Here is a 16,202-nt window from a genome sequence, read left to right on the forward strand (position 1 = left end):
GGGTAGACCCGCCTTGACAAGTCCATCTTTCGGCTCCGATAATGCGCTGGACGTTCGCTAAACGAATCAGTGTTCGTATATAGAACTTTTTCGCGATCAAGTGGCGTGGGTTTTCCGCGGTGCGCATCGCTTTCAGGAACAGGCATGATCAACAAGATTTTTGATTCGCTTCAAGCCGCCGTCGCCGACGTGCACGACGGCGCCACGGTGATGATCGGCGGCTTCGGCACGGCCGGCATGCCCGCGGAACTGATCGACGCGCTGATCGCGCAGGGTGCGCGCGAGCTCACGATCGTGAACAACAATGCGGGCAATGGCGATACCGGCCTTGCCGCGCTGCTCAAGGCCAAGCGGGTGCGCAAGATCATCTGCTCGTTCCCGCGCCAGACCGACTCGTATGTGTTCGACGCGCTTTATCGCGCTGGCGAAATCGAGCTCGAACTCGTGCCGCAGGGCAATCTGGCCGAGCGCATCCGCGCGGCGGGCGCGGGCATCGGCGGCTTCTTCACGCCCACGGGCTATGGCACGAAACTGGCCGAAGGCAAGGAAACGCGCCTGATCGACGGCCGTCAATACGTGCTGGAGTCGCCGCTGCACGCCGACTTCGCGCTCATCAAGGCCTATAAGGGCGATCGCTGGGGCAACCTGGTCTATCGCAAGACCGCGCGCAACTTCGGCCCGATCATGGCGAGCGCGGCCAAGGTCGCCATCGCGCAGGTTTCGGAGGTCGTCGAACTCGGCGCGCTTGATCCGGAAAACATCGTGACGCCCGGCATTTTCGTGCAGCGCGTCGTAGAAGTGCCGCAGACGGCGCATCAATCGCTGCAAGCCGGCCAGGCCGCCTGAGTGAGGAGTCAAGAAATGAAACGGTTGAATCGCGACGAAATGGCTCAACGCGTGGCTCAGGACATTCCTGAGGGCGCTTATGTGAATCTCGGCATTGGCGTGCCGACGCTGGTGGCCAACCACCTCGACCCGAGCAAGGAAATTTTCCTGCACAGCGAGAACGGTTTGCTCGGCATGGGCCCGGCGCCGGTCCCCGGCCAGGAAGACGACGAACTCATCAACGCGGGCAAGCAGCACGTCACGCTGCTTACCGGCGGCGCGTTTTTCCATCACGCGGATTCGTTCGCGATGATGCGCGGCGGTCATCTCGACTACTGCGTGCTCGGTGCGTTCCAGGTGTCGGTGAAGGGCGATCTCGCGAACTGGCATACCGGTGCTCCCGATGCCATTCCTGCCGTCGGTGGCGCGATGGACCTCGCGCTCGGCGCGAAGCAAGTGTTCGTCATGATGGAACTGCTCACCAAGCAGGGCGAAAGCAAGCTCGTGAGCGAATGCTCGTATCCGGTGACGGGCGTGGGCTGTGTGGGCCGCATCTATACGGATCTCGCCGCGTTCGACGTTACGCCCGAAGGCCTCGCGGTACGTGAGATCTATTCGGACATCGACTTCGATGCGCTGCAAAAGCTTGCTGGCGTGCCGTTGATCGACGCGACGCAGAACCGCCGCGCGGCTTAAACTGCTGCAACGCAGTTTATTGCATGAAGCCCCGCGTGGCGCGGTGTCTGGCTGCATAGTCGTCGGGCGTCGCGCCATCTGTGTTTGCGCACATCCTTAATCGATTCATTCCGATCCATGATTGAACGCCTGACGAGCCTGATTTGCGGCACCGAGCCGATGAATGCCGTGTGGTCGCCCGATGCCACGCTGCAGCGCATGCTCGACGTGGAGGCGGCGCTGGCGCGGGCGTCGGCCGCGCACGGCGTGATTCCGCACACGGCCGTGGCGGCGATCGCCGGGGCTTGCGAGGCGAACCAGCTCGATGCCGATGCGCTGGCGCGCGACGCCGCGTTGGGCGGCAATCTGGCGATTCCGCTCGTCAAGCAACTGACCGCCCGCGTGAAGGCCGCCGACCCCGAAGCCGCGAAATACGTGCATTGGGGCGCGACGAGTCAGGACATCATCGATACGGCGACCGTGCTGCAATTGCGCGACGCACTCGCGCTGATCGAAACCGGCATCGACGCGACCTGTGCGAAGCTCGCCGATCTCGCGCGCATGCATCGCGCGACGCCCGCGGTGGGGCGCACCTGGCTTCAGCAAGCGCTGCCGATCACGCTCGGCCTGAAGTTCGCGCAATGGCTCGATGCGATGCTGCGTCACCGCGAGCGCCTTGCGGCGTTGCGCGAACGCGCGCTCGTGCTGCAATTCGGCGGCGCGGCGGGCACGCTCGCGAGCCTGCGCGAAGCGGCGCCGCAGGTGAGCGGGGAACTCGCGAGAGCGCTCGGGCTTGCCGCGCCCGCGCTGCCCTGGCATACGCAACGCGACCGCATTGCCGAGGCCGCTTCTTTCTTCGGCATGCTGATCGGCACGCTCGGCAAAATCGCGCGCGACATCTCGCTGCAGATGCAAACCGAGGTCGGTGAACTGGGCGAGCCCGCGGCGGCGGGCAAGGGCGGTTCTTCGACGATGCCGCACAAGCGCAATCCGGTGGGTTGTGCAGCAGTCCTGACAGCTGCCGTGCGCGCGCCGGGCCTTGTCGCCACGGTGTTCGCGGGCATGGTGCAGGAGCACGAACGTGCGCTCGGCGGCTGGCAGGCCGAATGGGATGCGCTGCCGGATCTTGCGCGTCTTGCGGGCGGTGCGCTCGCGCAGATCGAGCAGATCGCAGGCGGCCTGGAAGTTCGGCCCGAGCATCTCGCCGCCAACCTGAGCGTCACGCACGGACTGATTCTTGGCGAGGCGGTGATGCTCGCGCTCGGCGACCACATTGGCCGCCTGGATGCGCATCATCTCGTTGAGCACGCATCGAAAACGGCGGTGCAAACGGGGCGTACGCTTTACGATGTGCTCGCGGCCGACCCCGCCGTCACCAGACATCTGGACGAAGCGCGCCTGAGGGCGCTGCTCGATCCCGCCAATTATGTGGGGCAGGCGCATGCCTTTGTCGACGCGGTGCTCGCGTCGTACGCGCAGCGCGCTCCCCGTTCACCATCGCAGATCCATCAGGAGTAGCCGCATGCCTCATGCAGCCGTCAACGACACCCAGTTGTTCTACCGTATCGACGGTGCGTGGAACACCACCGCGCCGTGGCTCGTTTTGTCGAATTCGCTCGGCAGCGACGTGTCGATGTGGACGCCCCAGCTTGCTGCATTCTCGAAGCATTTCCGCGTGCTGCGCTATGACACGCGCGGCCACGGCCATTCGGCGGCGCCGGCAGGCCCCTACACCATCGAGCAACTGACCGGCGACGTGATCGGCCTGCTCGATCACCTCGGTATCGAACGCGCGCATTTCGCCGGCGTCTCGATGGGCGGCCTGACGGGAGTGGGTCTTGGCGCGCGCTTTGGCAACCGCATCGATCGCCTCGCGCTGTGCAACACGGCGGCGAAGATCGGCACGCCCGAAGTGTGGGTGCCGCGCGCGGCGAAGGCCCGCAACGAAGGTATGCGCGCGCTCGCCGATGCCGTGTTGCCGCGCTGGTACACGGCCGAATTCATGGAGCGGAATCCGCTTGTGATCGATCAGGCGCGCGACGTGTTCGTGCATACCGATCCGGATGGCTATGCTTCGAACTGCGAAGCGATCAATGCCACCGATCTGCGCGGCGAGGCCGCGTCGATCAAGGCGCCGACGCTCGTGATCTCGGGCACCCACGATATGGCCGCCACGCCCGCGCAAGGCCGCGAACTCGCGGAGTCCGTGCCGGGTGCGCGTTACGTCGAACTGAATGCGTCGCACATTTCGAACGTCGAACTGGCGGACGAGTTCAACCAGACTGTGCTGGGCTTTCTGCTGGAGTCGAAATGAACGAAGACGAGCGCTACGAAGCGGGGATGAAGGTGCGTCGCGCGGTGCTGGGCGACGCGCACGTCGATCGTTCCATCGCCAACCGCAATGAAGTGACCGAGGAGTTCCAGAAGCTCATCACGCGCTACGCATGGGGCGAGATCTGGACGCGCGAGGGCTTGCCGCGCCATACGCGCAGTCTGCTCACGATCGCCATGATGGTGGCCCTCAACCGCAGCGAGGAGCTTGCGCTGCATCTGCGCGCCGCGAAGAACAATGGCGTGACGCGCGACGAGATCAAGGAGGTCTTGTTGCAGACGGCCATCTACTGCGGCGTGCCTGCCGCCAATTCGGCCTTCCATCTCGCCGATCGCATCTTCCGCGAGGAAGACGGCGCGCCCTCTGGCGGAGCGCAGGGCTGATCCCGCATCACGTGGCGCGCAGCACGCGCGCCATGCTCTCCACACTCATTCCTCGGCATTGAGCTCGGCCACATAGCGCCGCAAGACCGCGAGCACGGCGGCGTCTTCGGCGCGGCTGGCTTCGTCGCTCGCCGATCCCGCATCATCCTCTTCGCCCAGCAGTGCGGCCGGCGCCGCAAACGTGTCGACTTCGCGGCCATCGCGGAACACACGGATTTCATGCGTCGACGCGAGATATTCCGCCACCCAGTGAACGCCCTCGATATGCTCGCCCATACGAATCGGTGTCTTCATTGCCCTTCCTCCGGCTGCCGCCCGCGAGCAGCATCGCAGTGTCGATACGCAAACGATACGCCGATGCCGCGCGCCGTGCGCGTGCGCATGTGCGTAAAAAGCAAATTGAAAGAGTCGGGCGAAAAAAACGGCCCGCGAGCGTCGTGCTCCGGGCCGCCGTATTGCACGCACGGTTTGCGTGCGCGAGTTGCCTTCGTTACTGGACCTTCGCCAGCACCTCGCGCACCGTGCCGAAGAGACGCTCGATCTCTTCCTCGGTGATGATGAGCGGCGGCGAGAACGCGAGAATGTCGCCCGTGTAGCGGATCAGCACACCCGCCTCGAAGCACTTGACGAACACCTCATAGGCACGCGCGCCCGGCGCGCCGTCGCGCGAATCGAGCTCGATGCCCGCAACGAGGCCGAGGTTGCGGATGTCCTTCACATGCTTCGCATCGCGCAGCGCGTGGGCTGCCGCTTCGAACTTCGGCGCGAGGCTGTACGCACGTTCGAAGAGCCCGTCGCGGCGATACAGGTCCTGCGTCGCGATCAGGGAGGCGGCGGCGAGCGGGTGCGCCGAATACGTGTAGCCATGGAACAGCTCGATCGCACCCGGGGCGCCGCTGTTCACCACGGTGTCGTGGATCGTGCGGCTCACGGCCACGCCACCCATCGGCACGGCTGCGTTGTTGATCGCCTTGGCCATCGTGATGATGTCGGGCGTCACGGCGAAATATTCGCTCGCCGTGGCCTTGCCGAGGCGGCCGAATGCCGTGATGACTTCGTCGAAGATCAGCACGATGCCGTGCTTCGTGCAGATTTCGCGCAGACGCTGCAGATAGCCTTGCGGCGGGATCAGCACGCCGGTAGAGCCGGCCAGCGGCTCCACGATGACGGCCGCGATGGTCGAGGCGTCGTGCAGGGCGACGATGCGCTCGAGGTCGTCGGCGAGATGGGCGCCCCATGCGGGCTGGCCCTTCGAGAACGCGTTGTGCTCGAGGTCGTGGGTATGCGGCAGGTGGTCGATGGCGGGCAGCAACTGGCCCGACCAGGTCTTGCGGTTGCCGCCGATGCCGCCCACCGAAATGCCGCCGAAGCCCACGCCGTGATAGCCGCGCTCGCGGCCGATGAGCTTCGTGCGCTGGCCTTCGCCGCGCGAGCGGTGGTAGGCGAGGGCGATCTTGAGCGCCGTGTCGACGGACTCCGAACCCGAGTTCGTGAAGAAGATGCGGTCGAGCCCGGCGGGCATGATGTCGGCGATCCGGCTCGCGGCTTCGAAGGCGAGCGGGTGACCCATCTGGAAGGTGGGCGCGTAGTCGAGCGTGCCGGCTTGCTGTGCGATGGCGGCGACGATTTCCTCGCGCGCATGGCCGGCGTTCACGCACCACAGGCCCGCGCTGCCGTCGAGCACCTCGCGGCCGTCGCTGGTGCGGTAGTACATGCCCTTGGCCGATTCGAGCAGGCGCGGCGCGGCCTTGTACTGGCGGTTGGCGGTGAACGGCATCCAGAACGACGACAGGTCGTCGATGACGGGGCGCGAAGTCATTGTTTCCTCCAGGGTCGACCGGTGTTGGCGCGTGTGCGCATGCTCCGGTTCCATGCAACAGGGTTGCGGTTGTGATTGCACAAACTCTAGCCCCCGGATTTGGACGACGGCAGATACAGTCTCTATACTGCGCTGATAACCGTGCTGGACAATTTGCCGCAACTGTATTGGTCGGCGCGTGCCACTCAACGCGCGACCCACTTTTCCGATGATCGAACTTGAACTGCAACGCGGCCGCGCCGCTCCCACCACGCTCGTCGAGCAGATCGTGCACGGCTTTTCCAGCGCGATCGAAACGAATGCACTGCGCTCGGGCGCGTTGCTGCCTTCGGTTCGGCAATTGGCGCAGTCGCATGCGCTGTCCACCTATACGGTGACCGAGGCGTACAACCGGCTCGTCTCGATGGGGCTCGTGGTGGCGCGGCGCGGCTCGGGCTATCGCGTGGCGCCGCGCGAGGCCGTTCCGCGCGCAAGCGCGGCGGTCTGGCAGCCGCCCATGCTCACCGCCAACTGGCTGCTCTCCGATGTGTTCGCCGATCATTCCGTGCCGATCAAGGCGGGCTGCGGCTGGATGCCGAGCGAGTGGATCAACGAGACGGGGCTGCACCACGCTCTGCGCGCGACGAGCCGCGTGCCCGCAGTGCGGCTGGGCGATTACGGGCACCCCTACGGCTTTGCGCCGCTGCGCGAGCGCATTGCTGTGCAACTGGACCGCCAGGGCCTGCCGGTGGAGGTCGGCAACGTGCTGCTCACGCAGGGCGCGACCCAGGGGCTCGATCTGATCGTGCGCACTTTGCTGCGCGCGGGCGACACGGTGCTGGTGGAGGATCCGGGCTACTGCAATTTACTGCAGATCCTCAAGCTTGCCGGGCTCACGGTGCATGGCGTGCCGCGCACGCCGGCCGGGATAGACCTCGAGGTGCTGGAGCAGCAGGTGGCCGCGCATCGGCCCAAGGCCATTTTCGTGAACACCACGCTGCAAAATCCTACCGGTGCGACATACTCGATGGCGAATGCATTCCGCTTGCTGCAGATTGCCGAGCGCGAGCGCATGTGGGTGGTCGAAGACGACGTGAGCCGCGAACTCGCGCCACCCGGCGCGCCGCTGCTGGCCGCGATGGAAGGGCTGCGGCGCGTGGTCTACGTGGGCGGTTTCTCGAAAACGGTGACGCCTTCGCTGCGCTGCGGCTACGTGGTCGCCGAGCGCGATGTGCTGCGCGAGCTCGCGCGCGCGAAGATGGCGGTGGGGCTCACGTCGTCGGAAACGATCGAGCGCATCGTCGACAAGGTGCTGGTCGAAGGGCGTTACGCGCATCACGTCGAGCTCGTGAACGAGCGCCTGAAGGTCGCGCATGCGACGCTGGAAGACCGGCTCGACGCGCTGGGTCTGGAGCCGTTCTGTCGCCCGCGTGCGGGGCTGTTCGTGTGGGTGCGCCTGCCGGTGGAGGCCGCGCGCGCCGGTGCGATCGCCACGGCGGCGCTGGCCGACGGCATCTGGCTCGCGCCCGGCTCCTATTTCCGCGCCGATGACGCGGCCAGCGCCTGGTTCCGCTTCAACGCGCCGTATTCGCTCAACGACGCGCTGTGGCGGTTCATCGAGCGGGTGGGCAATTGAGGCTAGCCCAAATTCCGTCCCGGTTTCAGCGGGAAATTTCCGGCTCGGTGCGGTTGATGACTTGAGCACCCGAAAATGGATCTGTCACGGCGCCTCAACGCCAATTTCATGGACTGTCCAAAGAAGTAGAGAGGCACCGTCCGGCTTTCTCTGACAGTTCTGCAGATACTGCATTACCGACCTGCTTCTTCGGTTGGCTGGCATCCAGCCTATCTTGACCTGAATCAAGCAGCCACCGAAAGGTGGCTGGGTGGATAGGCCTAGAGCGGCCAGCCCTCACGTTGACTGCCTACGCACTCACTTTTTCTTGGGATCGTGAGTAGGCAGAGTCGGGTGCTTGGGCTTATTAGGAGGATTCACGTGGTGCCTGCGATCATCTTTGCCGTCCTCTCGTTTGGGCTTCGGGCCGGGATTGATGGTGGTCATATTTCACTTTCCTTTCAGTTTGGGATGCCAACGGTTTAGTGAACCACGACGGATATCGTGGTGGCCGACTCATTCAAGCTGATTCGGCAACTCAGCAGCATCACAGAGTTGCCGCTAGCAGTTTGCCGCAGCTTCATCCGGCGGCATAGATAAGATTAAATGGTAATTGCATATCGTCGCGTGCGTGTTCGCGATGGTGGGTTTTGTGTAGTGACTTCGCGATGCTAACTATTAATTAAATAGCTTTCGTTAAGGGACGGGGCTCCGTCCTCGCTCATGCATGGATATTTATATATGCAATTAGCATGAGTTGAGGCAGTGTCGTAATTCTTCGAAACGCTGAATTTACAACTCAATTCAGCGTTTCGGCAGCAAATGCGCGAGACGTTATCCATGCGTTTACCTTGGCTATCATCGGTGGGGTGCCAGCCGTTCGAGTGGTCGCCAAGTCGTCAGTTCCGTGGCTAAAGGCCCTGACGTGTATTTCGTTGATTCAAATCGGCCTGTTCGTGCGCGCTATCGTCAGCTATCTTCAGCGGTACCTGTCCGACACCCATTGCGCGTTCAATCAGCAGATTGTCGCCGTGTTCTGCGAGGAGGGCTTGAAGTTTGCCGAAGTCACCACACCAGATAGTCTCGACATCCTTGTCGCGAGTCGCGTCGCGGTTCGCAGTCAGGGCAACTGCGCGGACCTGTAGCCTGCTTGCTTGCGCCTGTCCGCCGACTTCGACTCCGTAGTCGGGCAGCGAGGGCTTCTTGACGACAACGCGCCCCTCATTGGCCCAAGCGGTTGACATGCCTTCGTGGACTTCATAGCCCAGCCGCGACAGGCCTTGAAGAATGGCCGCCCGACGCGCCTGTGCGGCTTCACGTTGTTGCTCAGCGACGATTGCATTCTTGCAGTCTTCTAGTAGCGCGGCGACTGCCTCGACAGACGGTAGATCGTCACAATGCTGGATTCTCGCGAGGACCGCCTTCGCTTCATCGCTATCGTGCGTGCGGAGCTCCGCAGCCAGTTCTTGAAGTTCCTCGAGCACAGCGAGGCGTTTGCGTGAGCGCGAGACCGCATCGGACAGGTCCAGAATCAAGCTATCCAGCAGGATATTGCGCCGGGCCTCGACGGGTTCGGCCTCGATGACGCCCAGACGCGATCTGAACGCCGCAGTTTCCTCAGCAGCGAGGAATACATACGCTTCCGCGATCTGCCTGTCGACGCGAGCCAATTGAGGCGGAATGGCGGTCTGCGCGGCTTTCCAGCTCTCAACGCTTTGTACCTTTTGGTCGCCGAGTAAGCGGCTTGCGAGTTGTCGCTGTGCTTCACTGACTTCACGAGGTCCGCCGGTGGGGATCAGGGCGAATGCGCGCGTGAGGAGGGCATCTGCATTGGCAAACTCTCCGCCGTTTGCGATTTGCGTCAGCTGCGACTCCAGGTCCGCAGGGACGTCCACATTTTTTGACTTCAGCGAGTGAAGAAGCGTGCTCGCACTGTCCCGGCCTTGCCGTCGACGCTTCTGGGCCTGCTCAGCTTTGTCGACCGCGAGCATTCGCCGACGCTCAAGGTCGGCGTGAAGGAACGCGATTTCCTCAGGTACACGCTTTTGCAGGTCGAGATACGCTTCGGTCGCGATCAGTGCCGCGAGCGCTTGCCGACGCGCATGCGTCGCATCGATTTCGGATTGCGCAAGTTCTCCGATGCGCTTGCCGGCTCTGGTCCACGCCGAAATTGCCTGATCAAGGCGCTGCAGATGGCCTTCGCATATCGCGAGAATTTCCTCGCGAGTCACGATTCGCACGACTTTCGGGCCGCTCATGCTGTGACCTCCATGGCCAGTGCAGATTCCACTGCCGCCTTGAGGCGGGCTCGTTCGACTTCCGGGTCGTGATACCAGGATTGCGACGACACGCGATGAAGCGTGGGAATCGCGCGGCTAAGAACCGATGGGCGCCAGATTTCCCGAGCTCGGGCATGGCGCAGCAGTGGGTGGCGCGGCGCATCACATTCGATGCCGATGGCGTACAGCCCGGTTTCCGGATTCGCAATGGCGAAGTCCAGTCCGAAGGCGTCACCTTCCTGAGCCGGCACCGGGGAGAGGCCAAGGCTGCGGAGAAACGCCAGCACATCGCTCGCGAACCCGTCGGGTGCGCCATCCTGTTGGATTTTGGCGTGCGCCCGCTCGCTCGTCATGCGCCCGAGCAACGCACGCCCGGTCTGTAGTTCGCCATTCGACATGGCGCGCGCATATTCCATATAGCCTTGAAGATAGTCACGCGGAATCGCCGGCTTACGCTGGGTGTTCAGCATGTCGGAGATGTCGCGAATCGGCATCGAGGTCACGAGGACCACCTTCTTGCGTGCTCGAGTCACGGCCACGTTCAGGCGGCGTTCACCGCCTTTCTGCCCGAGTACGCCAAAGGCGCGACGGAATGCACCTTGTCCATTTCGACCGAACGTGGTCGAGAACACAATGACGTCGCGCTCGTCACCTTGGACATTCTCGACGTTCTTGACGAAGACAGACATGTCCTCGCCGCTATCCAAACGGTCGCTTTCCTCACGGTATGCGGTGCGGAATGTCTCGTCAGTCTCGGCGCGCAACTCGAGTCGCTCCTCAATAAGGTCGGCCTGCTTGCGGTTGAATGTCACGACGCCGATGGACGGGCGCTCTGCATACGGTAGTTGCCAAATTTCGGCGAGGTAATCGACGACGCGGTCTGCTTCATCCGGGTTCGTTTGCTGCTCGTAAAGTCCATTGACCTGAATGAGTTCAATCGGCTTGACCTCGCGCACGGTCGCATCCGGGTGACGAACAGGCACGCTGAGATTGTTCTCATAGAACGCGGAATTCGAGTAGCCGATGAGCTCGCGATAGGCCGAGCGATAGTGGATTTGCAGCGTCGAGGCCGGCAACGCCGTGCGCGCCAGTTGCAGAAGGTCAGGGCAGTCTTTGATTTCGCGGCGATTCCACGTGTCTTCGAAGAGTTCGCGCTCTTCTTCGGTTGCGTCTTCGTCGGGCTGATCGCCGTCGTAGACCTCCGCCTCATCGCTGTCCGTTCTTCCCGAGAAAAACGCTGTGGGCGGCATCTGCTTTTCGTCGCCGCTGACAACGGACAGGGTGCCTCGGAACAACGTCGGAATTGCGTACTCGACGGGCATCTGCGACGCCTCGTCGTAGACAACGGAATCGAACAGGTTGGACTTCAGCGGGAGCACGCGGCTCGCGACATCGGGATTCATCAGCCACACCGGGCGTAAAGCCATCAGACCGAGCCCGGCGCCCATCTCGATGAATTCCCGCAAGCGCCGCGAGCGCCGGCCAGTCAGGCGCGTCACGTCGTCCCAGTCTCTATGCGAGCCGAGCCGGTTGCGCTCGATGCCATTGCGAAGGACTTCGCGATTGAGCCGGCGCATCTCTTCATCGGCGGCCGCGAGCGCAGTAATCTTGGTCGAAATTTCCGTCTGGTCCAGCAGCAGTTCCGGCGTTTCCTGCTCCATCCGCCGCTTCCAGCCCAGGCGCGCTTCGCGATTGATCATCCGGCGGACTTCCCAGTCGAGATCCTCAGGCGGAACGCCGGCGAGCATCGCCTCGTGAGTGCGCATTAAGGCAAAGACTTCGAGTGCTTCAAGCGTGACGTGCTTCGAGCGCGTCCTGAACTGCTGATAGGCAGCTAGCGTCGGCAACGCATCGAGGATGCGATTGAGCGGTGCCTGGTAGCTGATGTTCTCCGCGATGGCGCGCCGGCAGGCATCGGCGAGTTCGCCCGAAATCCATTCATCAAGTAACTGGAGCGCTTGAAGGCTGTGCTGGCGCGCGTGGTGGCGCACGAACGCCGTTTCAAAGCCGTCGAGCAACTGCTCCACCGGTGCGCGATCACCAGTAAGTACCGCCGAATCGAACTCGTCGCCGCGCGGGGCGATGGCGAGGTGTTGCGCAAGCTCCCGAACTTCTTCGAGTTGGCGAAGGCGCGTCAAGCACTCGTCGGACAGCGCAGGGCCGCACGTCGGATCGACCGTGTCCAGGTGCAGGGCGCGGCTGATGGCATCCAGCGCCAGGCGTTTTGGTCGCCAGTTGAGTTCAAGGCGGGCAGCGGCAAGCAGCTTGACCAATGTTTCGTCTGTGGCCGGTGCGCCGCAACTAGCCGCGAACTTCATCAGCTTGCCGCGACGGACATAGGTGGCAGGGTTCAGGCGACTGAAAAAGGTTGGTGCTTTCGTGGCCAGTGTGGCGCGCGATTCGATTTCACGCAGTTCGGCTTCCGGTGCGCGGGCGAGGGCCGGTGAAAGCTGACTATCGAAGGCTGTCCCGTCAACCGCAAGTAGCGCGCGATGCAGCTCTTTCAGGCCGGTGTAATGACGATGACCTTCTGCGTCGGCACTGTCCGCCGGACGGAAAAGCGGCAGCCATTTAGCCAGGCGTTTGCGTTGCGTGTCGTCGAGGGCGACAAGGCGACTGGCATTCGCGTCGAGCCACGCGCGATACGGCGCAGGGTCATAGACGTCGAAACGGGCCGGATGTGCTGCCAGCGTTTCGATGCGCAGGCGCTCCGCTTCACAGAGCGCGACGAAGATGGTGTTGAATTCTTCGATTGTCGCCCGATCGGTTGCGAACGACTTCAACTGCGCGAGCGCGCTGCCCTCAAATTTTGCTGGGAGCCAGTAGCGGGCGAGTGGCGCGCATTGCTCTTCAAGCGTGGTGAGCGCGGAGATATCGAGTGCGGAGAGCTTTGTGCGCAACTGAGGCACGCTGACCGGCGGCTCTCCGGCCTCCAGCTTGATCAGTTCGCCCAGCAGGACGCGATAGCTCAGCCCTGTCGATTCATCGACCCGATGGATGGCCTCGTGCTGGCGGTCCAGTTCGCCCTCCAGCGTCTCGATCCGCGCCGCCATACGCTCGCGTTGACGCACCCAGCCGTTGTCGAAATTCGAGCCACGGAAAATTGCGTCGAGTTGCTCGCGCACGGCGCGGATTGTCGGTTCGCGGTCCTTGTTGACGTCGTTGACCATGACGATGCGGTCGCCCAGTCCTTCGGCGACAAGACGCTTATGCACGACCTCCAGCGCCGCATGTTTCTGGCAGACGATCAGCAGGCTTTTTCCACGTCCAATCGCATCCGAGACCATGTTGACAATGGTCTGTGACTTGCCGGTTCCGGGCGGCCCTTCGACCAGCAGACCGGGTCCCTGTCGTGCCTGCAGCACGGCAGATTCCTGCGAGGGGTCGCTCGCAACCGTCAGGAAGCGCTCGAGTTCCGTGCCTGCCACTTCGGATTGCTCGTAGGCCGATTTGTCTTTCAGACGGAGCATCGACTCAAGAGCGGTCCCCGATGGCGACAACACCTTGAGCTGGCGCAAATCCTCGCCAATAGCCTGTCCGATGAACGTGACGTGGAAAAGCACACCCGAGCAGGCGAGACGCATCTCACCCACAGGCACCTCCACACCAGGCGAAGGCAGGGTGCTTACCTGCCGACGCTCCGCGTTGGCAAGCATGCCGAACGCGTCCATGACGTCAGCGGCCTTGAGTGCGGAGCGGCCCAGTACATCATCGGCTACCGCACGCCAGGCCTTGATTGCGTCGCGTCCCAGCAGTCCTTCGAGGGCGGGGTTCAGGCGGACTTCTTCCCGCTCCCCATCGAAGGCGAGCGCTACCTGGCCGCGCGTCCCAAGCTCCATCAGCAGTTTGACAGGCCACAGCAACACCGGAGCAATGCGCGGTCGCGTGTTGCTCCGCGTGTCCTTGTAGACGAGAAACGGGAAGCCGAGATAGAGGCCGTCGATACCCGTATCTCGTTTGTAGAGGGAGGTCTGACGGTAAAGCGCGTTGAGCCTGCCTTCGAGCGTTACGTTGGCGCCGAAGATTGCCGGGTCGATGGACACCGCCTGCACATTGCGCTGTACCAGGTGCTCTATGAGTGCCGTGCTCGAATGGCGTTCGCCATGCAGCTCATGTACGTCAACGCGACCGGTCGTCTTGCCGATCGTCATGCGCACGAGCGGGCCGCGCATGACGGCGGTTGCCACCTTCTTCTCGAAGAAGTCGAGAATCTGGGAAACATACTGCTGTTTCTGAGGCTCAAGCCATTGTTCCGCCGGCACCGACAGTAGGACGATGGCCTCGTGCAGCGCCAGTCGCCGTTCCAGCCGGAACTGTTCGGCCCATTCGTCAATCGTTTGATTCCCGGTGCGCGAGAAGCCTTCGATACGCTCGTCAATCTTGCGGAAAAGCTCGATGCGCGACAGCGCCAACTCGGCTCGGGCTGCTTCGTGGTCAAAGGCAAGAATCTGTTCACGTTGTGCGAGATTCGACGCCTGGTCGAGAATCTCTTCGACCGAACGGAATTGACTGATGGCGGCGCTGAGAAGAACGATAAGGTCTTCTTCGCTGATCACGCGCCTTTCCGACAGCGAAAGCAGCCCCGGATGAGTCGAATCCGGGAAGAGCAGGCGCTTTTCCTCCCATTGAGCCGCCAGACGTGCGCGGGACGTCGACAGCATGCTGACACGGGCTGTGTCTTCGTCGAGTTCGATGCTGTGATTGTGGGCACGCTGTCGGACTTCCTCGGCACGAGCACGCAGACGGGATAGCCAGGTCTCCGTCTCAAGCCGGTCAAGGAAAGTCGGTACCGAACCGGTAATCAGGTCGTAGCCTTCGAGTGGGTTCTGCAACAACCAACCTGGCGTGACGATTTCGCCCCGGATGATCAGCGGCATCTCGGAATTGAGCAGCTTCAACGCAATCATAAGACGGCAGTCTTCGTCCGCCTCTTCGAGTCGCGTTGCCTGCCGGAGCCCAGCGAGCGTTTTGGCACTGACGCCGGCTTGTTCGGCCCAGGTGACGAGTGCGCCACGGCTCAGATGCTCACGTGCTTCTTCCCAATTTTCTCGTTCGGCGGCGGCGAGAGCAAAGACAGTCGGCTTATGGTATTGCTTCGCGCCGAGTGCGATGCTCGCGCCTTCAGGCGTGTCGGATTCCAACGTAGCCGCTGAAGGAGCATCAACCGGTTCTCCGTTGAGCCATGCTTTGACCTGCGCCCATTGCCAGCGCTGGTGACGATCGCGCGCCAACAGGCCACGTAACAGCAGATGCAGTGACGGGTCGATGTCGTCCGGCAGGCTGACGCCGTTGGACAGGACATGAATCAGGAACGCATGTGGGTTGATGCCTTCAAAGCAGCGACCTTCAGTCAACTGCTCGAGCAGAATCATCCCGAGACTCCACCAATCGGAGGCGGCTGCAACGCCTCCAGCGATGGCTTCGGGAGCCATGTATCGCGTGGTTTCCAGCGGCGAGACAATGTCTAGATCAAACTCGGACAAGCGGGCCGAGCCGAATCCGCTGATCACAAGGTCGAGCGGTTCGCGGCTGCGAACGAGCAGGGTGCCGGGACGCAAGTCTCGATGGCGCAGGCCTGCCTCCGAGAACGAATGCAGAGCCTGCCCTAGTTCGTCGACCACATGGCGAATCGTCGCTGGGTCGCGTACGGCGATGCCCACGTCAGCGAGCGTACCGCCGCTGAGCTCTTCGGCGACTTCGTACGCGCGTCCATCCCAGCGGCCCGTGGCAATGATTTCCGGCACGTGCTCGCGCGGTAGGCGTTTGACCACGTCGTAGACAGACGGGTCGGGCTCAGCGCCTTGGCGGTAGAGCGTCAAGACGGCTTGGCGATTGGTATCGCAATGCTGGGCGATGTAGCGCTCTCGCACGCCGTCGGTGCTGGAAATCTGACGCAGCAAACGCCACCCTTCGATTTGCGTCTCAGTGGCTGGCGGCGTCCGCTCGCCGACTTGCGTGGCGGTATTCCCTGCCGATCCCTCATCCTGGACGGCGGTCGAACGAGGTGCGGGGTCTGCGCCGCACTCAAGGCACATCAGATCCCCATCGTTCATAGGGTGGCCGTTTGTGCACTGGATCTGACTATGTGGAGGCTGCGCCTGCCCGGCTGCCGCTTCGTTCAGGCTGGTAGCCGACTCGGCAGTCAAGACTTCTTGTGGCCTCCAGCCATTTTCCCGAATCGGCTGGCTGGACAAGTCCCAGTTGCACTGGGCTCCGCACACGGTGCCTTCACAATAGAATTCCTGAACGGAGCGCTCAGTCTTGCAGTTTGGGCAAAAACGCATCATTGCTGACA

11 protein-coding genes are annotated in these 16,202 nt (G+C 62.8%); 6 read left to right on the top strand and 5 right to left on the bottom strand.

Features of this window, described 5'->3' with window-relative positions; genetic code table 11:
• Positions 1 to 144 precede the first annotated feature (144 nt).
• The 5 genes from HV773_RS17575 to pcaC all read left to right on the top strand — a co-directional run bounded on the left by HV773_RS17575 (position 145) and on the right by pcaC (position 4,215).
• A complete protein-coding gene (locus HV773_RS17575) occupies positions 145 to 846 on the top strand; it encodes a 3-oxoacid CoA-transferase subunit A (protein WP_175195957.1) in 702 nt (233 codons plus the stop codon).
• A 15-nt stretch (positions 847 to 861) separates the two neighbouring features.
• Positions 862 to 1,521 (top strand): 3-oxoacid CoA-transferase subunit B, encoded by a 660-nt coding sequence (locus HV773_RS17580; RefSeq protein ID WP_175195959.1) that lies wholly within the window; start codon positions 862 to 864, stop codon positions 1,519 to 1,521.
• 117 nt (positions 1,522 to 1,638) lie between these two features.
• Complete coding sequence (locus HV773_RS17585; RefSeq protein WP_175195961.1) at positions 1,639 to 3,018, top strand: 3-carboxy-cis,cis-muconate cycloisomerase; 1,380 nt, start codon at positions 1,639 to 1,641, stop codon at positions 3,016 to 3,018.
• Between the two features lie 4 nt (positions 3,019 to 3,022).
• A complete protein-coding gene (pcaD, locus tag HV773_RS17590) occupies positions 3,023 to 3,814 on the top strand; it encodes a 3-oxoadipate enol-lactonase (RefSeq protein ID WP_175195963.1) in 792 nt (263 codons plus the stop codon).
• Positions 3,811 to 4,215: a 4-carboxymuconolactone decarboxylase gene (pcaC, locus tag HV773_RS17595; RefSeq protein WP_175195964.1), complete on the top strand. Its 405-nt coding sequence runs from the start codon at positions 3,811 to 3,813 to the stop codon at positions 4,213 to 4,215. Before pcaD ends, pcaC begins: the two co-directional genes overlap by 4 nt.
• Before the next feature lie 45 nt (positions 4,216 to 4,260).
• Here the strand turns inward: pcaC and HV773_RS17600 are convergent, their stop codons facing one another.
• Positions 4,261 to 4,509, bottom strand: a complete 249-nt coding sequence (locus HV773_RS17600; RefSeq protein ID WP_175195966.1) for a hypothetical protein — start codon at positions 4,507 to 4,509, stop codon at positions 4,261 to 4,263.
• 196 nt (positions 4,510 to 4,705) lie between these two features.
• A complete protein-coding gene (aptA, locus tag HV773_RS17605; protein ID WP_175195968.1) occupies positions 4,706 to 6,034 on the bottom strand; it encodes an omega-aminotransferase AptA in 1,329 nt (442 codons plus the stop codon).
• Between the two features lie 208 nt (positions 6,035 to 6,242).
• Here aptA and HV773_RS17610 point away from each other — a divergent pair, with 208 nt between their 5' ends.
• A complete protein-coding gene (locus HV773_RS17610; protein WP_175195970.1) occupies positions 6,243 to 7,649 on the top strand; it encodes an aminotransferase-like domain-containing protein in 1,407 nt (468 codons plus the stop codon).
• Between the two features lie 297 nt (positions 7,650 to 7,946).
• Here the strand turns inward: HV773_RS17610 and HV773_RS37270 are convergent, their stop codons facing one another.
• The 3 genes from HV773_RS37270 to HV773_RS17620 all read right to left on the bottom strand — a co-directional run bounded on the left by HV773_RS37270 (position 7,947) and on the right by HV773_RS17620 (position 16,194).
• The gene (locus HV773_RS37270) at positions 7,947 to 8,075 is read right to left on the bottom strand and encodes a hypothetical protein (RefSeq protein ID WP_281365283.1); all 129 of its coding nucleotides are present in this window, start codon (positions 8,073 to 8,075) and stop codon (positions 7,947 to 7,949) included.
• A 464-nt stretch (positions 8,076 to 8,539) separates the two neighbouring features.
• A complete protein-coding gene (locus HV773_RS17615) occupies positions 8,540 to 9,886 on the bottom strand; it encodes a hypothetical protein (protein WP_246282317.1) in 1,347 nt (448 codons plus the stop codon).
• Entirely contained in the window at positions 9,883 to 16,194 is a 6,312-nt protein-coding gene (locus HV773_RS17620; RefSeq protein ID WP_175195972.1) for an AAA domain-containing protein, read from the bottom strand. Before HV773_RS17620 ends, HV773_RS17615 begins: the two co-directional genes overlap by 4 nt.
• Positions 16,195 to 16,202: the final 8 nt, after the last annotated feature.

Source organism: Paraburkholderia caffeinitolerans, assembly GCF_902859945.1.
Classification (GTDB): Bacteria; Pseudomonadota; Gammaproteobacteria; order Burkholderiales; family Burkholderiaceae; genus Paraburkholderia; species Paraburkholderia caffeinitolerans.